14 protein-coding genes and 1 pseudogene are annotated in these 17,427 nt (G+C 72.1%); 7 read left to right on the top strand and 8 right to left on the bottom strand.

Annotation, left to right across the window (positions count from 1 at the left end; genetic code table 11):
* Positions 1-3: 3 nt before the first annotated feature.
* Genes hisB through hisD form a run of 3 tightly spaced genes read right to left on the bottom strand, consistent with a single transcriptional unit; the run spans position 4 to position 3,070 of the window.
* Positions 4-597, bottom strand: a complete 594-nt coding sequence (gene hisB, locus ACLU3S_RS16680; RefSeq protein ID WP_413952646.1) for an imidazoleglycerol-phosphate dehydratase HisB — start codon at positions 595-597, stop codon at positions 4-6.
* Entirely contained in the window at positions 594-1,748 is a 1,155-nt protein-coding gene (locus ACLU3S_RS16675; RefSeq protein ID WP_413952645.1) for a histidinol-phosphate transaminase, read from the bottom strand. The genes hisB and ACLU3S_RS16675 overlap by 4 nt, the downstream gene beginning before the upstream one ends.
* The gene (gene hisD / locus ACLU3S_RS16670; protein ID WP_413952644.1) at positions 1,745-3,070 is read right to left on the bottom strand and encodes a histidinol dehydrogenase; all 1,326 of its coding nucleotides are present in this window, start codon (positions 3,068-3,070) and stop codon (positions 1,745-1,747) included. Before hisD ends, ACLU3S_RS16675 begins: the two co-directional genes overlap by 4 nt.
* A 195-nt stretch (positions 3,071-3,265) precedes the next feature.
* Between hisD and ACLU3S_RS16665 the strand changes: the two genes are divergently transcribed.
* The 4 genes from ACLU3S_RS16665 (at position 3,266) to ybaK (ending at position 7,495) form a co-directional block, all read left to right on the top strand.
* Positions 3,266-4,843: an oxidoreductase gene (locus ACLU3S_RS16665; RefSeq protein ID WP_413952643.1), complete on the top strand. Its 1,578-nt coding sequence runs from the start codon at positions 3,266-3,268 to the stop codon at positions 4,841-4,843.
* A 316-nt stretch (positions 4,844-5,159) separates the two neighbouring features.
* Positions 5,160-6,212, top strand: a complete 1,053-nt coding sequence (locus ACLU3S_RS16660) for a hypothetical protein (protein WP_413952642.1) — start codon at positions 5,160-5,162, stop codon at positions 6,210-6,212.
* An 11-nt stretch (positions 6,213-6,223) separates the two neighbouring features.
* The gene (locus ACLU3S_RS16655; RefSeq protein WP_413952641.1) at positions 6,224-6,964 is read left to right on the top strand and encodes an LON peptidase substrate-binding domain-containing protein; all 741 of its coding nucleotides are present in this window, start codon (positions 6,224-6,226) and stop codon (positions 6,962-6,964) included.
* Positions 6,965-6,994: 30 nt separating this feature from the next.
* Positions 6,995-7,495 (top strand): Cys-tRNA(Pro) deacylase, encoded by a 501-nt coding sequence (ybaK, locus tag ACLU3S_RS16650; RefSeq protein ID WP_413952640.1) that lies wholly within the window; start codon positions 6,995-6,997, stop codon positions 7,493-7,495.
* Between the two features lie 11 nt (positions 7,496-7,506).
* On the opposite strand, the gene ACLU3S_RS16645 is transcribed toward ybaK, so the two are convergent.
* The 4 genes from ACLU3S_RS16645 to ACLU3S_RS16630 all read right to left on the bottom strand — a co-directional run bounded on the left by ACLU3S_RS16645 (position 7,507) and on the right by ACLU3S_RS16630 (position 11,375).
* Positions 7,507-8,148 (bottom strand): AAA family ATPase, encoded by a 642-nt coding sequence (locus ACLU3S_RS16645; RefSeq protein ID WP_413952639.1) that lies wholly within the window; start codon positions 8,146-8,148, stop codon positions 7,507-7,509.
* Positions 8,149-8,182: 34 nt separating this feature from the next.
* Positions 8,183-9,004 (bottom strand): ABC transporter permease, encoded by an 822-nt coding sequence (locus ACLU3S_RS16640; protein WP_413952638.1) that lies wholly within the window; start codon positions 9,002-9,004, stop codon positions 8,183-8,185.
* Between the two features lie 64 nt (positions 9,005-9,068).
* Positions 9,069-10,082, bottom strand: a complete 1,014-nt coding sequence (locus ACLU3S_RS16635; protein WP_413952637.1) for an ABC transporter ATP-binding protein — start codon at positions 10,080-10,082, stop codon at positions 9,069-9,071.
* Positions 10,083-10,157: 75 nt separating this feature from the next.
* Positions 10,158-11,375 carry an NYN domain-containing protein gene (locus ACLU3S_RS16630; RefSeq protein ID WP_413952636.1) on the bottom strand — a complete coding sequence of 406 codons (1,218 nt, stop codon included), beginning with the start codon at positions 11,373-11,375 and terminating at the stop codon, positions 10,158-10,160.
* 224 nt (positions 11,376-11,599) lie between these two features.
* On the opposite strand from ACLU3S_RS16630, the gene ACLU3S_RS16625 reads away from it, so the two are divergent.
* The gene (locus ACLU3S_RS16625) at positions 11,600-11,776 is read left to right on the top strand and encodes a hypothetical protein (protein ID WP_413952635.1); all 177 of its coding nucleotides are present in this window, start codon (positions 11,600-11,602) and stop codon (positions 11,774-11,776) included.
* Positions 11,777-11,886: 110 nt separating this feature from the next.
* Here ACLU3S_RS16625 and dnaE read toward each other — a convergent pair whose 3' ends face one another.
* On the bottom strand, positions 11,887-15,426 hold the full coding sequence (dnaE, locus tag ACLU3S_RS16620) for a DNA polymerase III subunit alpha (RefSeq protein ID WP_413952634.1): 3,540 nt from the start codon (positions 15,424-15,426) through the stop codon (positions 11,887-11,889).
* Between the two features lie 265 nt (positions 15,427-15,691).
* On the opposite strand from dnaE, the gene ACLU3S_RS16615 reads away from it, so the two are divergent.
* On the top strand, positions 15,692-17,017 hold the full coding sequence (locus tag ACLU3S_RS16615) for a DUF2252 domain-containing protein (protein WP_413952633.1): 1,326 nt from the start codon (positions 15,692-15,694) through the stop codon (positions 17,015-17,017).
* 68 nt (positions 17,018-17,085) lie between these two features.
* Positions 17,086-17,427 (top strand): annotated as a pseudogene (locus ACLU3S_RS16610) (hypothetical protein); the annotation flags it as partial.

The following is a 17,427-nucleotide window of genomic DNA, read 5'->3' as shown; positions in this document are numbered from 1 at the left end:
GGGTTACAGCGCGCCCTTCGTGGAGGGGAGGATGCCGGCCGCGCGCGGGTCGCGCTCGGACGCGTAACGCAGCGCCCGGGCCAGCGCCTTGAACTGGCACTCCACGATGTGGTGCGCGTTGCGCCCGTACGGAACGTGCACGTGCAGCGCGATCTGCGCCTGGGCGACGAAGGACTCCAGGATGTGCCGGGTCATCGTCGTGTCGTACTCGCCGATCATCGGCGCCATGTTCTCCGGCTCGGTGTGCACGAGGTACGGGCGGCCGGAGAGGTCCACGGTGACCTGGGCGAGGGACTCGTCCAGCGGGACCGTGCAGTTGCCGAAGCGGTAGATGCCCACCTTGTCGCCGAGCGCCTGCTTGAAGGCGGCGCCGAGCGCGAGGGCGGTGTCCTCGATCGTGTGGTGGGAGTCGATGTGCAGGTCGCCGTCGGTCTTCACGGTCAGGTCGAACAGACCGTGCCGGCCGAGCTGGTCGAGCATGTGGTCGTAGAAGCCGACGCCGGTGGCGATGTCGGTCCGGCCCGTGCCGTCGAGATCGATCTCGACCAGCACCGAGGTCTCCTTGGTGGTGCGCTCCACGCGCCCTGCGCGGCTCATGCCTCAAGCTCCTTCTGGGGTGTGGGGGCGTCCCCCACAAAGCACGTCAACTCACGGACCGCGTCGAGGAACGCGTCGTTCTCCTCCGGGGTGCCGGCGGAGACCCGCAGCCACCCCGGCACGCCGTTGTCCCGGACCAGGACGCCCCGGTCGAGGATCCTCTGCCAGACCTCATGGGCGTTCGCGAACCGGCCGAACTGCACGAAGTTGGCGTCGGACTCGATCACCTCGTAGCCGATCGCGCGCAGTTCGGCGACCAGCCGGTCGCGCTCCGACTTCAGCTGCTCGACGTATCCCAGCAGCGTGTCGGTGTGCTCCAGGGCGGCCAGGGCGGTCGCCTGGGTGATGGCCGACAGGTGGTACGGCAGCCGGACCAGCTGGACGGCGTCCACGACCGCCGGGTCGGCGGCGAGGTAGCCGAGGCGCAGGCCCGCCGCGCCGAACGCCTTCGACATGGTGCGGGAGACGACCAGGTGGGGGCGGCCCGCCAGCAGCGGCAGCAGCGAGTCGCCGTGGCTGAACTCGATGTACGCCTCGTCCACGATCACCATCGACGGCTTGGCCGCCTGCGCCGCCTCGTACAGCGCGAGGACGGTCTCCGGCGGGACCGCGTTGCCCGTGGGGTTGTTGGGGGTGGTGACGAAGACGACGTCCGGCCTGTGCTCGGCGATCGCCTGCTCGGCGGCCGGGAGGTCGATGGTGAAGTCCTCGTTGCGGGGGCCGGAGATCCAGCCGGTGCCGGTGCCGCGCGCGATGAGCGAGTGCATCGAGTACGACGGCTCGAAGCCGATCGCCGTGCGGCCCGGTCCGCCGAAGGTCTGCAGCAGCTGCTGGATGACCTCGTTGGAGCCGTTGGCGGCCCACACGTTCTCCATGCCGAGCGGGTACCTGCCGGTCTTCGTCAGGTACTTGGCCAGCTCGGTGCGCAGCTGGACCGCGTCCCGGTCCGGGTAGCGGTTCAGGCCGCGGGCGGCCGCCCGGACCCGCTCGGCGATCCGGTCGACCAGCGGCTCGGGCAGCGGGTAGGGGTTCTCGTTGGTGTTCAGCCGTACGGGGACGTCCAACTGCGGCGCGCCGTACGGGGACGTGCCGCGCAGCTCGTCACGGATGGGGAGCGCGTCCCAACGGGACACAGGGGGGTTGCCGGTCACTTGCTCTCGGGTACCTTCCAGCCGAACCTCGCCTTGATCGCCGCGCCGTGCGCCGGCAGGTCCTCCGCCTCCGCCAGCGTCACCACGTGGTGCGCGACCTCGGCCAGCGCGTCCTTCGTGTAGTCGACGATGTGGATGCCGCGCAGGAAGGACTGCACGGACAGGCCCGAGGAGTGGCAGGCGCAGCCACCGGTGGGCAGGACGTGGTTGGACCCGGCCGCGTAGTCGCCCAGTGAGACGGGGGCCCAGGGGCCGATGAAGATCGCGCCCGCGTTGCGGACCCGGTCGGCCACCGCGGCGGCGTCGGCGGTCTGGATCTCCAGGTGCTCGGCGCCGTAGGCGTCGACCACCCTCAGGCCCTCGTCGATGCCGTCCACGAGGACGATCGCGGACTGTTTGCCCGCGAGGGCGGGGCGGATGCGGTCCTCGATGTGCCGGGTGGCCGCGACCTGCGGCTCCAGCTCCTTCTCCACCGCGTCCGCCAGTTCGACGGAGTCGGTGACGAGGACGGCCGCGGCCAGCGGGTCGTGCTCGGCCTGGCTGATCAGGTCCGAGGCCACGTGCACCGGGTCCGCCGTGTCGTCCGCGAGGATCGCGATCTCGGTGGGGCCGGCCTCGGTGTCGATGCCGATCCTGCCGGTGAAGTACCGCTTGGCGGCGGCGACCCAGATGTTGCCGGGGCCGGTGACCATGTTGGCCGGCGCGCAGGACTCGGTGCCGTGCGCGAACATCGCGACGGCCGTGGCGCCGCCCGCCGCGTACACCTCGTCCACGCCGAGCAGCGCGCACGCGGCCAGGATCGTCGGGTGCGGCAGCCCGCCGAAGGCGGCCTGCGCCGGGGAGGCGAGCGCGATCGACGCGACGCCGGCCTCCTGGGCCGGGACGGCGTTCATGATCACGGAGGACGGGTACACCGAGCGGCCGCCCGGCGCGTACAGCCCGACGCGCTCGACCGGCACCCACTTCTCGGTCACCGAGCCGCCGGGCACCACCTGCGTGGTGTGCGGGCCGCGCCGCTGCTCGCGGTGGACCAGGCGGGCGCGGCGGATGGACTCCTCCAGGGCTGCGCGCACGGCCGGGTCGAGGGCGTCGAGCGCGTCGGTGAGGGCCCGGGCCGGGACACGGACGGTTTCCAGCCGTACTCCGTCGAACTTCTCGGCGAAGTCGATCAGCGCCGCGTCGCCACGATGATGCACGGCCTCGCAGATCGGGCGCACCTTCTCCAGGGCGGCCTGAACGTCGAAGTCGGCTCGGGGCAGCAGGTCGCGCAGGGCGGGACCCTCGGGAAGGGCGTCGCCGCGCAGATCGATTCGGGAAATCACGGTTCCAATTCTCTCAGACCGGCGTCCGCGGTCGTCCGCGCGTATCAATGGCTGATACAGAACGCGGACGAGCGGCCGGGCCACGCGCCGGCCGGAACCCGGAAGATCCCCTTCACCCGGAGTGTTGCGGACGTCACTCAGCGGGCATGAACGGCTGTACGAAGTCCCGTGGTGGCGGAGGGAGAAGGAACAGCGGTGACCGAGGGGGCCGGCTTCCACGCCGGGGACCTGCCGGACGACCTGACCGCGGCCGAGGCGGGCATGTGGCAGGCGTTCCGCAACGGCAGCGTGTACGACCTGAGCAGCGGGGACGCCGTCGTGGACGACCCGCACGGCGGTCACCCGTGGGGTCCGGAGCGGTCCGTGCGGGCGCGCATCGTGTGCTGGCTGCTGCTGGACGGGCCGCCGGCGCTGGCCGGCCGGGTGGCCTCGCTGCAGCTCGCCGGGGTGCGGGTCACGGGCGTGCTGAACCTGGCGGGCGGCACGGTGCGGCCGTACGTGGAGCTGCGCGACTGCCGCTTCGACGAGGAGGTGCTGGTGCCGGAGGCGCGGTTCACGACCGTGCGCCTGGTGAACTGCTCGGTCCCGCGGCTGGAGGCGGCCCGCGTGCACACCGAGGGCGATCTGCACCTGCCCCGCTGCCGCTTCCAGAACGGGGTCCGGCTGACCGACGCGCACATCGGCACCGACCTGCTGCTCAACCAGGCGGTCGTGCACCGGGACCGCAGCGGCCGCTCGATCGCCGCGGACGGCCTGACCGTGGGCCAGGACCTCCAGGCGGAGATGCTGGATTCGCACGGCGAGCTGAGCCTGCGCGGCGCGAAGGTCGGCGTCTCGCTCAGCCTGCGCGGCGCGACGCTGGCCAACCCCTACGCCCGGTACGCCCTGAACGCCCCGCAGCTGACCGTCGAGCGCACCCTGTACCTGACCCCGGCCGGCGTCGGCAGCCCGCTGCTGAGCGGCATCACGCCCGCACGTGGCACGCGCATCCAGCGCTTCGAGTGCCGGGGCGGGACACGGCTGGACGACGGGCGGTTCGGGGACGCCGTGGACCTGGAGCGGGCCCGGTTCGACCTCACGGACGACCAGGAGCTGTCCCTGCGCCGGGTGCAGACGCCCGAGCTGCGCTTCCTCGGGGACAGCCCGCAGCGCGGGAAGGTCGTGCTGTCCGGGGCGCGGGTCGTCAACCTGGTGGACCGGGCGGCCGCCTGGCCGGGCGTCGGGAATCTGCACATGGGCGGGTTCACCTACGAGAACCTGGTGCCGCAGGGCCCCTTCCCGCTGACCCGGCGCCTGGACTGGGTGGCGTCGGCCACCGCCGAGTACGCCCCGGAGCCGTACGAGCGGCTGGCCGCGGTGCTGCGGGCGGCCGGGGAGGACGAGGACGCGCGCGAGGTGCTGCTCGCCAAGCAGCGCCGGCGCCGCGAGACGCTGCCGCCGGCCGCCAAGGTCTGGGGCTTCGTGCAGGACTGGACCGTGGCCTACGGCTACCGGCCGGGCCGGGCCGCGGTGTGGATGGCGGTGCTGTGGGCGGCGGGCACGCTCGCGTTCGCGCACGCCGACCACCCGCCGATCAACCGCGACGGCCATCCGTCCTGGAGCCCGGCCCTGTTCACGCTGGACCTGCTGCTGCCGGTGATCGACCTCGGCCAGATCGGCCAGTGGCAGTTGCGCGGCGCCTGGCAGTGGCTGGAGGCGGCGATGGTCCTGCTCGGCTGGATCCTGGCGACGACGGTGGCGGCGGGGGCGACGAGGCTGCTGCGCCGGAACTGACGGGTGCGCCGGCGCAGATGGATGCGCAACAGCTTCTGGGGGTGCGGCCGGCTCACGGCGGCGCGCGCGGCGACTCAGGGGGTGCGGGCGACTCAGGGGGTGCGGGGGGCTCGGCGGCTGAGAGGGTGCGGCCGGCGCAGGGGGAGCGCGGCGGCTCAGGGGTGCCGGAGGCCGGATGTGAGCACGATCGACCGGATGCGCGCACCAAGCGCACAAAAGTTGAACAGTCACCTTTTACCGGTCCTTGACTGTCGGCCGTACAACTTTCCGCGACTTCCCCCGAGCCTCTGGCGCGCTCCCGACCTGCGGTCTTTCAATGGTCGGCACCATGGCTCTGCTGCCCTCGTTCATCCGTCCGACCAGGATGACCAAACGCTCCGCACGCCCGGCCGACCGGCCGTCGGCCGGGGACGAGGTCGTGCTCGACGCGCCCGACGACCGCCTCTCCCCCGCGCTGGTCGCCGCCGCGGGCGGCGAGTACCACGCCGCCGCCGGCCTGCTGGCCGCCACCCGCGACGCGGCGGAGTGGGAGAACCGCGACCGCTACGCCCGGCGGCTGGCCGCCTTCGCCCGCTCCCGCCCCGAGTGGTTCGACGCCTGGCGCGCGGCCGCGCCGGACGATCCGGACGCCCTGCTGGTCGGGGCGCAACTGGCGGTGGACCGGGCCTGGCCCTCGCCGGCCCGCGCCGAGCTGCTGCGCGAGGCGAGCCCGCTCATCACCGCCGCGGCCCGCGCCGACGAGCGCGACCCGGTGCCGTGGCGGATCGCACTGGACCACGCGCGCGGGTCCCGGGCCGGGCACCGCTACTTCGAGGAGCTGTGGGCGGCGGCCGTCCGCCGTGCCCCGCACCACCACGGCTGCCATGTGGCCGCGCTGCGCTACCTGGCCACGTTCTGGCACGGCTCGCACCCGGAGTGCTTCGACTTCGCCGAGCGGGCCGCGCAGGACGCCCCGGCGGACTCGCTCGTCCAGGCGCTGCCGGCCCGGGCGGCCTTCGGCTATCTGACCGACGGCTGCGGTCCCGGGGTGCCGCGTGAACGCCTGGACGCGGCGGCCGACCGCGCCATCGCCCTGTCGGCGCGCTTCGCGCCGGCCGACCCGTGGCCCGCGGAGGTCCGCAACAAGCTGCTGTACGTCCTGCTGCGGCTGGACCGCCCGGACGATGCCCGAGCCCAGCTGCGGCTGATCGGGCCGTACGCCACGTCCTTCCCCTGGGACCTGTTCTCGGAGGACCCCCTCGGCCACTTCATGGGCCTGCGCGAGTACCTGTTCTCGCCGGGCCGGGTGCACCTTCCGGCCGGGCTGCTCGCCGGGCCCGCGGAGCTGCCCGGCGGGCACCGCGGTCACGCCCGCGCCGGTGACCACTAGGCTGGGGCGCCGTGACCACCGTCCGTCTCCCGCTCTTTCCGCTGAACTCGGTGCTGTTCCCGGGGCTCGTGCTGCCGCTGAACGTCTTCGAGGAGCGTTATCGCGCCATGATGCGCGAGCTCCTGAAGACCCCCGAGGAGGAGCCGCGCCGGTTCGCCGTCGTGGCGATCCGCGACGGCCACGAGGTGGCGCCGAGCGCCCCCGGCATGCCCGATCCCACGGCACAGCCCGAGCGGGGCCCGGCCGCGGGCTTCGGCCCGGACCCGCTCAAGGCCTTCCACGGCGTGGGCTGTGTGGCGGACGCGGCGACCATCCGGGAGCGCAGCGGCGGCACCTTCGAGGTGCTGGCGACCGGCACCACCCGGGTGCGGCTGCTGTCCGTGGACGCGTCCGGGCCGTTCCTGACGGCGGAGCTGGAGGAGCTGCCGGAGGAGCCCGGCGACGAGGCGGGTGCGCTGGCCGAGGGCGTGCTGCGGGCCTTCCGCCAGTACCAGAAGCGGCTGGCGGGCGCCCGCGAGCGCTCGATGGCGACGGGCGCGGACCTGCCGGACGACCCGGGCGTGGTGTCGTACCTGGTGGCGGCGGCGATGGTGCACGACACGCCGACCAAGCAGCGGCTGCTCCAGGCCCCGGACACCGCCTCCCGGCTGCGGGACGAGCTGAAACTCCTTCGCGGGGAGACCTCGATCATCCGTAGCCTGCCGTCGTTGCCCGCGTTCGAGCTGACGCGGACGCCGACCAGTCTCAACTGAGGGAACACCCGAGGGAGCCGGCACTCACCGATGGCGAAGAAGTCGAAGAAGCAGCAGTCCGGGGGCACGCCCGCGACGGTGGCCCTGACCGCGGCGGGCGTGGACTTCACGGTCCACGCCTACGACCACGATCCCTCGCACCCCTCGTACGGCGAGGAGGCGGCCGAGGCGATGGGCGTCTCCCCCGAGCGCGTCTTCAAGACCCTGGTGGCCGACGTCGACGGCTCCCTGGTGGTCGGTGTCGTGCCGGTGGCGGGCTCCCTGGACCTGAAGGCCCTCGCGGCGGCGGTCGGCGGCAAGCGCGCGGCCATGGCCGACCCGGCCCTCGCCGAGCGCACCACCGGGTACGTCCGCGGCGGCATCTCGCCGCTGGGCCAGCGCAAGAGGCTCCCGACGGTGCTGGACGACTCGGCCGAGGGCCACACGACCATCTGTGTCTCGGCGGGGCGCCGGGGCCTGGAGGTGGAGCTGGCCCCCGGCGACCTGGCCCGGCTGACGGGCGCGGTACTGGCACCGATCGGGCGGGGCTGAGCACGCCTTCGCTACGGCTGCTCCGGGTACCCCGGCTCGGGGTCCCGGGGCCCGAACAGCGCGGTCAGCCCGAGGTGCACCAGCAGCGCGGCCAGCGGCCACGCCAGCAGCGCGCCCTTCGCCGCGAGCTTCAGGGGCGCCAGGAAGACGACTCCCGCGCCCACGGCCTTCGCGTGCGCTATGACGTCGCGCTCGGGCCCGAGCAGCACCCCGAGCCGCCAGGCGAGCAGCGAGCCGAGCAGGCCGCCGACACCGAGGGCGACCACGAGCGGCACGCCCCCGCGCCGCCGGAGCAGGAACACCACGACCGCGCTGACCGCGCCGAAAGCCAGTCCGAGCAGAGTGAACGTTCCGTCCACACCGATCGACTGCTCGCCCTCGCTGTCCTTGCGGTAGACGAGCCAGTCCTTGCCGACGTGGGCGCCGACCACCGGCACGTCCGGCGCGAGCCACCACCACAGCAGCCCGAGCAGCACCCCGCCGAGCGCCACCGCCACGGTGATCACGGCGGCCTGCCGCACTTCGGTCTTCATCCCGGGGCCGTCCTGTTCGTAGCCGCCCCCGACCGGCGCCCCGGCGGGCGGCGGGGCCTGCCGGACCTGGTGCGGGGAGTCGTCGTGCGGGGGTGTCGGCGGAGTCAGCGGTGCGGTCACCTGAACATCGTGCCAGGCCGTGCCGCGCGCCGCGTCACCGGACGGCGGCCCTGCGGTACGCCCTCGTCGCCACGGCCAGCGAGACCACTCCGACACCCGCGCACACCCCCAGGTCAGCAAGGACGACGGCCCAGTCCGGGTGTGCCCCGAACGTGCGGGCGTAGGCCTCCACCCCGTAGGTGGAGGGCAGCAGGTCCCGGCCGAGCCGGATGATCTCCGGCATCCGGTCGGCCGGCAGCACGCCCAGCAGCAGCGCCGCCGACATGCCCAGCTGCCCGAGCAGCGTGGCCAGCTCCGGGCGGGGCGCGAGCAGCCCGCACGCGGCACCGAGCCCGGACAGCGCGGCCCCGGCGAGCGGGATGACGGCCAGCAGGATCCACAGGTTGGACAGCGGCAGCCCGAACAGCAGGCATCCGAAGACGGCGGTCACCAGCGTCCCGGGCACCGTGAAGGAGGCGTACGCCGCCGCCGCGCCCAGCACCACGGCGGCCGGCGGCACCGGCAGCGTGGCGTAGTGGTCGAGCCCGCCGCTGGCCCGCAGCTGCCCGAAGTACTGCGACAGCAGGTTCAGCGCCACGTACGCGACGACCAGCACCGACGACCCCGCCACCACGGACTGGGCCTCGCTTCCGCTGTCGACCACGCCCCGCATCATCACGGTGATGCCCACGGACTGGAAGGTGGCCACGAACAGCAGCGGGATCCGGGCCACCCGGGCCCGGGAGAGCTGGGCCCGGTAGACGGCCGCCAGCGACGGCCACAGGCGTGCGGGCGGCCCGAGCTCGGCCGCGCCCCGCGCCGCCTCCGGCACGACCCGGGCGTCGCCCGGCAGAACCTGAGCGGGTACGACACTCACGACGAGCTGCTCCTCTTCCCTCCGGCAGTCGCGTCCATCCATACGCGGCGCGCGGCCCGTACGCTCATGCCTTCACCAGTCCCTGCCGCGCGGCACCGCCCAGCGCCAGGTAGACGTCCTCCAGGCTGGGCGTGGCGAGGGTGAAGTCGTCCAGGGCGGCGAAGGCGGCCCCGCCGGTCACCGTGGCGACGGCGGCACGGGCCTCCTCGGGCGCGAGCCGCAGCGTCCATCGCCGGCCGGACTCCATGGCGCGCTCGCGCAGCGCGGCGACCTCGGGCACCTCCAGCGGAGCGCGCTCCCGCCACACCAGCTCCACCCGCACCTCGCCGGCGACCTGCTCCTTCAGCCCGGCGGGGGTGTCGCAGGCGATCACCCGGCCCCGGTCGAGCACGGCGACCCGGTCCAGCACGGTCTCGGCCTCGATGACGTTGTGGGTGACCAGCAGCACCGTCGCACCGTGCTCGGCGCGCCGCCGGTCGACGGCCGCCCACACCGCGCGCCGGGCCACCGGGTCCATGCCGGTGGTCGGCTCGTCCAGCACGAGCAGCGGCCGCTGTCCGACGAGGGCGGCGGCGAAGCAGGCGAGCCGCCGCTGGCCGCCGGAGAGCTTCTTCAGCGCCCGCCCCGCGATCGGGGTGAGCCCCAGCTCCTCCAGGACGGCGTCCCGCTCGGCCCGCGCCCGCCGAACGTCCAGGCCGCGCAGCCGTCCGGTGGTCTCGGCGGCGAGGGAGACGGTCAGCTCGTCCAGGGCCGAGGACTCCTGGCCCAGGTAGGCGAGAATCCGCGCGGCCCGCTCGGGGTGGCGCACGATGTCGTGGCCGAGGATCTCGACGCTGCCCGCGTCCGGCCGCAGCAACCCGGTCAGCTGGCGCACCAGGGTGGACTTGCCGGCGCCGTTCGGCCCGAGCAGCCCGAAGATCTCCCCGCGCCGCACGTCCAGCTCCACCCCGTCGGTGGCCCGCACCTCGGGCGCGCCCGGCGTGCCGCGCCGTCCCTTGACGGCCGGATAGGTCTTGCTGAGCCCGCGCACGCGTACGACCTCGTCATGCCGAAGTGCCTGTGCCGCGCGCGTCCTCACAAGGGACGAGGGTACGGGGTCGGGGGCCTTTACTCGCCCTTGGGGCGGCTCCTCACCCCGGGGCGGCCGGACCGCTCAGTCCGCGGCGGGCGCGTGCTGTTCGGCGGCGGCCGGCACGTCGATCTCCCGCCAGAACCCCGCCCGAATGGCGTAACGGTCGTGTTCGTCGATCTGGTCGTCCTTGTGCGCGAGCAGTCCGAACCTGGCGGCGTACCGCAGCAGCTCCCCGTCGATGCGGTGCGGGATGCGCGGGTACATCTGCGACAGCCGCTGCAGATGGACCTGGTCGCCGAGCCGGGACATCCAGCGGCGGGCGAAGACCTGCCCCACCTCGTACGGGTCGCCGCCGACGGCGGTGATGTCCTCCTCCCGGTCGGCCCAGCGCTGCTCGGCCGTGGTGAGCTGGGCCAGCGTCGGCATCGAGGCGACCTCGGGCGGTTCGAAGACCCCGCCCGGCCGGTCCACCCAGCCCTTGTCGGAGGACCAGCGCAGGGTCGCGGTGGCGGGGTGCTGCACGGGCTGCGAGCCGGGTGCGCGCAGCGCGGCGAGGTCCTTGGGGGTGGGGACGCCCTTGGCCGCGGGCAGGCGCTCCTGGGCGCCGTTCTCCGCGGCGGCCGACGGGTGCGCGCCCTGGTCGGCGGGCCGCTCGGCGGTCGCGTTGAGCGTGGACTCGGGCAGCGGCGCGGACAGGATCGCGGCGATCTCGGGCCGGGGCGCGGGCGGCGGGGCGCAGATCCCGGTCAGCTCCTTGACGCGGACGGCCTGGGTGATCCAGGCCCGGTCCAGCACGCGCCGCTCGTCGGCCTCGGCGACCAGGTCCTCGGACTGGTTGTAGTCGCCGTCGGCGGCCTGCACGGCCCACAGGTGGACGGCGACGCCGTGCTCCTTGGCGGCCATCATGCCGGGCAGCAGATCGCCGTCGCCGGTGACGAGGACGATGTCGGAGCAGGCGCGGTTGCGGGCCAGCTCGGTCAGCTCGGCGTGCATGGCGGCGTCGACGCCCTTCTGCGCCCAGCGTCCGTCGCTGCGGGTGAGGGCGCCGAGCCGGACGGTGACCCGGGGCATCACGCGCAGCCGGCGATGCTCCGGTTGGGGGACCCGGTCGGGGGCGCCGTCGAACCAGTAGATGCGCAGCAGCGGGCGCTCGGTGTCGGACTCGGCGCGGTCGCGCAGGGCCTGGATCAGCGCGGTGTGGTCGACGGTGATCCGGGACCGCGAGGGCTCACCGGCGAGGAGGCTGGCGGCGGCCCCCAGCAGATACCCGGCGTCCACCAGGACGATGCAGCGGTCCACGCGACTCACCCTCTTCCCCGGAGGTTTTGCTTCGACTTCCTTCGAGTCTGCCCGACCGCGCGAGGGTTAACGGCCCGAACTCGATCTTCGGCGTGGCGTTTGCGGGTCCCGCTCGCCCACCTCCCCTGTCACACACGGTAATTATCCGACATGCGATTGATGTCAGCGTATGTGAATCTGGTCCCGGCCCTGGCCCCTAGATCCCCCACAGGAGGCAGATCACCATGGCCAAGAACAAGAACCGCAAGCAGGCCGGCCCGCAGAACCGCGCGCCCCAGGCCGAGCAGGCACACGAGCACGCGCAGCGGCAGACGGAGGCGCACGAGTCCCCGGTGTCGCACATCCAGGGCGGCCCCGCTGAGGTCACCGGCAAGAAGCGGAAGAGCTTCGGCCACAACTAACGGGCCCGACTGACGGGCCCAGCTAACGGGCACAACTAACGGGCAGTTGAAGCCCAGGCACGCAGGAGGGGCGCACCCGTCGAGGGTGCGCCCCTTCGTCCATGGGGGGTTCAGCCCGCGAGGCAGGACGGGCCGAGCAGCACCTTGAGGTCGCCGAAGAGCGCGGGGTCGGGCTTGACCCGGTGCCGGTCCAGGCGCAGCACGGTGGTCTTGCGCGGGCCCTGGAGCCTGATGCGGACCTCGCTGTCGCCCTTGTGGTGGCTGAGGATCTCGCCGAGGCGGCTGACCATCGGCGGGGTCACCTTCATGGCCGGGATGGTGAGCACCACGGGCGCGTTGGCGCCGGCGTTGGACAGGTCGGGGACCATCAGCTCCATCGCGACGAGCCGGGGCACGTCCTCCCGCTTGTCGAGGCGGCCCTTGACGAACACCACGGCGTCCTCGACGAGTTGGGTGGACACCAGCTGGTAGGTCGCCGGGAAGAACATGCACTCGATGGAGCCCGCGAGGTCCTCCACGGTGGCGATCGCCCAGGCGTTGCCCTGCTTGGTCATCTTGCGCTGGAGACCGGAGATGATGCCGCCGATGGTGACGACCGCGCCGTCGGCGTGCTCCCCGCCGGTGAGCTGGGCGATGCCCGCGTCGGCCTTGTCGGCGAGGACGTGCTCCAGGCCGAAGAGCGGGTGGTCGGAGACGTACAGACCGAGCATCTCCCGCTCCTGGGCGAGCAGATACGTCTTGTCCCACTCGTCGGTGGAGAACTCCACGTCGAGTCCGAAGCCGGGCTCGCTGCCGGTGTCCTCGCCCATGCCCCCGAAGAGGTCGAACTGCCCCTCGGCCTCCTTGCGCTTGACCGCGACCACGTTGTCGATCATCGGCTCGTACTGGGCCATGAGCCCCTTGCGGGTGTGGCCCATCGAGTCGAAGGCGCCCGCCTTGATGAGGGATTCGGTGGTGCGCTTGTTGCAGACCACCGCCTCGACCTTGTCGAGGTAGTCGGGGAAGGAGGCGTACTTCCCCTTCGCCTTGCGGCACTTGATGATCGACTCGACGACGTTCGTGCCGACGTTGCGGACGGCGGAGAGGCCGAAGAGGATCACGTCGTCGCCCTGGGCGGCGAAGTTGGACTCCGACTCGTTGACGTTCGGCGGGAGCACCCTGATGCCCATGCGGCGGCACTCGTTGAGGTACACGGCCGACTTGTCCTTGTCGTCCTTGACGGACGTCAGCAGCGCGGCCATGTACTCGGCGGGGTGGTTCGCCTTCAGGTAGGCGGTCCAGTACGACACCAGGCCGTACGCGGCGGAGTGCGCCTTGTTGAAGGCGTAGCCGGCGAAGGGCACCAGCACGTCCCAGAGCGCCTGGATGGCCTCGTCGCTGTAGCCGTTCTTGCGGGCGCCGGCCTGGAAGATGGTGAAGTTCTTCGCCAGCTCCTCGGGCTTCTTCTTGCCCATGACGCGGCGGAGGATGTCGGCCTCGCCGAGCGAGTAGCCGGCGATGATCTGGGCGGCCTTCTGCACCTGCTCCTGGTAGACGATCAGGCCGTAGGTGACGTCCAGGACCTCCTTGAGCGGCTCCTCCAGCTCGGGGTGGATCGGCGTGATCTCCTGCTGCCCGTTCTTGCGCAGCGCGTAGTTCGTGTGGGAGTTCATGCCCATCGGGCCCGGCCGGTACAGGGCCGACACGGCGGAGATGTCCTCGAAGTTGTCGGGCTTCATCAGCCTGAGCAGGGACCGCATGGGGCCGCCGTCGAACTGGAAGACACCGAGGGTGTCGCCGCGCTGGAGCAGATCGAAGGTCTTGGGGTCGTCGAGCGGCAAGGAGAGCAGGTCGATGTCGAGGCCCTTGTTGGCCTTCACCATCTTGACCGCGTCGTCCATGATCGTGAGGTTGCGCAGGCCCAGGAAGTCCATCTTCAGCAGGCCGAGCGACTCACAGCTCGGGTAGTCCCACTGCGTGATGGTGACGCCGTCGGTGTGCCTGACCCAGACCGGGACGTGCTCGGTGATGGTCTCGCTGGACATGATCACGCCGGCCGCGTGCACGCCCATCTGCCGCACCAGGCCCTCCACGCCGCGCGCGGTGTCGATGACCTTCTTCACGTCCGGCTCGTTCTCGTACATCGAGCGGACCTCGCCCGCCTCGCTGTAGCGCGGGTGGCTGGGGTCGGTGATGCCGGACAGCGGGATGCCCTTGCCGAGGACGTCGGCGGGCATGGCCTTGGTGATGCGGTCGCCCATCGCGTACGGGTAGCCCAGCACGCGCGCGGAGTCCTTGATGGCGTTCTTGGCCTTGATGGTGCCGTAGGTGCCGATCATGGCGACCTTGTCGGCCCCGTACTTCTCGGTCACGTACCGGATCACCTCGACGCGCCGGCGCTCGTCGAAGTCGATGTCGACATCGGGCATCGAGATGCGCTCGGGGTTGAGGAACCGCTCGAAGATCAGGCCGTGCGGGATCGGGTCGAGGTCGGTGATGCCGAGCGCGTAGGCGACGATCGAGCCCGCCGCGGAGCCACGGCCGGGGCCGACGGCGATGCCGTTCTTCTTGGCCCACATGATGAAGTCGGCGACCACGAGGAAGTAGCCGGGGAACCCCATCTGGATGATGACGTCCATCTCGTACTCGGCCTGCTTCTGGCGGTCCTCGGGGATGCCGCCCGGGTAGCGGCGCTCCATGCCGCGGCGGACCTCCTCCTGGAACCAGGTGACCTCGGTGTAGCCCTCGGGGATGTCGAACTTGGGCATGAGGTCGCGCTTCTCGAACATGCCGGTGGTGTCCACCATCTCGGCGACGAGGAGCGTGTTGGCGCACCCCTCCTGCCAGGCGTCCGAGGAGTCGATGGCGTACATCTCGTCCGTGGACTTCAGGTAGTAGCCGGTGCCGTCGAACTTGAAGCGGTCGGGGTCGGAGAGGTTCTTGCCGGTCTGGATGCACAGCAGGGCGTCGTGGGCACCGGCCTCGTGCGCGTAGGTGTAGTGCGAGTCGTTGGTGACCAGCGGCGGGATGCCGAGCTTCCGGCCGATCTCCAGCAGGCCGTCGCGGACCCGGCGCTCGATCTCGATGCCGTGGTCCATCAGCTCCAGGAAGTAGCGGTCCTTGCCGAAGATGTCCTGGTAGTCGGCGGCGGCCTTGAGGGCCTCGTCGAAGTGGCCGAGGCGCAGCCGGGTCTGCACCTCGCCCGAGGGGCAGCCGGTGGAGGCGACGATGCCCTCGGACCACTGGGCGATGGTCTCCTTGTCCATGCGGGGCCACTTCTGCAGCCAGCCCTCGGCGTAGGCGTCCGAGGAGAGGCGGAAGAGGTTGTGCAGGCCCGTCTTGTCCACGGCCCACATCGTCTTGTGGGTGTAACCACCGGATCCGGAGACGTCGTCCTTCTTCTGGTGCGGCTGCCCCCAGAGGATCTTGCGTTTGTTGCGCCGGGACTCGGGGGCGACATACGCCTCGATCCCGATGATCGGAGTGATTCCGGCCTTCTTCGCGGAGTGGAAGAAGTCGTACGCCCCGTGCAGGTTGCCGTGGTCGGACATGGCGATGTGCGTCATGCCCATCTCGTTGCAGGCGTTGAACATGTCCTTCAGCCGCGCGGCACCGTCCAGCAGCGAGTACTGGGTGTGGACGTGCAGGTGCGTGAAGGGCGGCTTCGACACGGTTGAGCCTCCGGGGCAGACACTCGGCGACGGGCTGGCGGACAGTTCTGTGGTCAGCGTCGAAGTCTATGCCCGGGCACTGACACTGGTAGGAATTCCGTGGCGCGAGGCGCCTCCCTGAGGGGTCGCGGCCGGGTGACGGGCGGGCGCCTTTCCCGCGTACCTTCATGGGGAACCGGGCACTCCCGCGTGGCGTCGCCCGTTGGAGACGGCAGAAGCGCCGTCGTACAGGTCATGCACGCACAGCACCAGGAGGCACCCAGCGATGTCGGTCCCCCAGCTCAACGACGAGCAGCGCGGCGAGGAGATCCTCGCCGTCTTCGACACCGCCTTCGGCCGGCTCCTGGCCGCCGATCCGGCCGCGTTCCGGGTGAAGTTCCGGAAGATGGCGGCCTCGGCCTTCGCGTTCTACCGGGGCACGGCGTGCCTCTTCTACCACGACCTCGACGCGGACCGGCGCGGCGGCCCCTACCTGGACGAGCGCACCTCGCGCGTGTGGATCCACGGCGACCTGCACGCGGAGAACTTCGGCACCTACATGGACTCCAACGGCCGCCTGGTCTTCAACGTCAACGACTTCGACGAGGCCTACGTCGGCCCCTTCACCTGGGACCTGAAGCGCTTCTGCGCCTCCGTGGCGCTCATCGGGTACGCGAAGGCGCTGAGCGACGAACAGATCACCGAGCTGGTGACGATCTACGCGGCCGCCTACCGCGAGCGCATCCACGCCCTGGCCACGGGCGCCAAGAGCGACGAGGTGCCGCCGTTCACCCTGGACACCGCGGAGGGTCCGCTGCTGGGCGCCCTGCGGGCCGCGCGCTCGCTGACCCGCTTCGAGCTGCTGGACTCGATGACCGAGATCCGCGACTTCGAGCGCCGCTTCGCTCCCGGCGGCGGCTCCATCGAGCTGGACGCGGCCACCCGCTACAAGGTCCTCGCGGCCTTCGACGGCTATCTGGAGACGCTGCCGGACTCCTCACTGGCCCGCCCGGACTCCTACCGGGTGAAGGACGTCGTGGGCCGCCGGGGCATCGGCATCGGCTCGGCCGGCCTGCCGTCGTACAACATCCTCCTGGAGGGTCACAGCGACGCCCTGGAGAACGATGTCGTGATCTACATCAAGCAGGCCCAGACCCCGGCCGTCTCCCGGCACATCACGGACCCGGCCATCGCCGGGTACTTCCGGCACGAGGGCCACCGCACGGTGATCTCCCAGCGGGCCCTGCAGGCGCACGCCGACCCGTGGCTGGGCTGGACCGAGCTGGACGGTGCCGGCCAGCTGGTCGCCGAGGTCTCGCCGTACGCGGTCGACCTGGACTGGGGCGACATCGACGACCCGGAGGAGATCGCGCAGGTCGTGGCCGACCTGGGCCGCGCCACGGCCGCCATGCACGCGGCGGCGGACGACCAGTCGGGCGAGTCCCTGGTGCCGTTCTCCACCGAGCGGGCCATCGACGCGGCGCTCGCGGCCGACGAGGAGGGCTTCGCGCCGCTCCTGGTGGACTTCGCGCACTCCTACGGCGCCCGCGCGCGTGCGGACCACCAGATCTTCGTCGACCTGTTCCGCAACGGCCGGATTCCGGGGCTGTAACCTTCACGACCTCACAGGCACCCTTTAGGGGTCCCTTACCCCGGTACGTGACAGACTCTCTTTTCGGTATGGACACATCCGGCACCCGGCTCAGAGCAGTGCGCGCGGCGATGTTCACGGCCTTCGTCGTGACGATCGGCACCGCGTCGCACGTGCTGCTGTCCCGGGCCGCCCTGCCGGCCGGGACCGTGGCGGCCGTCGCCGCCGGGGTGTTCGTGACCGCGTACGCGCTGGCGGGCCGCGAGCGCGGCTTCGGTCGCATCGCGGCCCTGCTCGTCCCGCTGGAGCTGGCCGCCGACACCGTGTTCACCACCGGTCAGCACACCTGCTACGGCCGGGCGGGCGGCCCGATCGCGGGCCCGCTGCGCGCGGTCGGCTTCGACGTGCTGTGCCACGGCGGGGCGGTCGGC

The sequence above is a fragment of the Streptomyces sp. AF1A genome (genome assembly GCF_047340315.1).
In the GTDB taxonomy this organism is placed as follows: Bacteria; Actinomycetota; Actinomycetes; order Streptomycetales; family Streptomycetaceae; genus Streptomyces.
The sequence above is the reverse complement of the archived record's forward strand: the minus strand, read 5'-3'. Positions and strand labels throughout refer to the sequence as shown.

Bases quoted from the DNA above. Each gene is read 5' to 3' on its own strand.
- hisB (WP_413952646.1), bottom strand. From the start codon at position 597: ATGAGCCGCGCAGGGCGCGTGGAGCGCACCACCAAGGAGACCTCGGTG.
- ACLU3S_RS16660 (WP_413952642.1), top strand. From the start codon at position 5,160: ATGGTCGGCACCATGGCTCTGCTGCCCTCGTTCATCCGTCCGACCAGG.
- ybaK (WP_413952640.1), top strand. From the start codon at position 6,995: ATGGCGAAGAAGTCGAAGAAGCAGCAGTCCGGGGGCACGCCCGCGACG.
- ACLU3S_RS16625 (WP_413952635.1), top strand. From the start codon at position 11,600: ATGGCCAAGAACAAGAACCGCAAGCAGGCCGGCCCGCAGAACCGCGCG.
- ACLU3S_RS16615 (WP_413952633.1), top strand. From the start codon at position 15,692: ATGTCGGTCCCCCAGCTCAACGACGAGCAGCGCGGCGAGGAGATCCTC.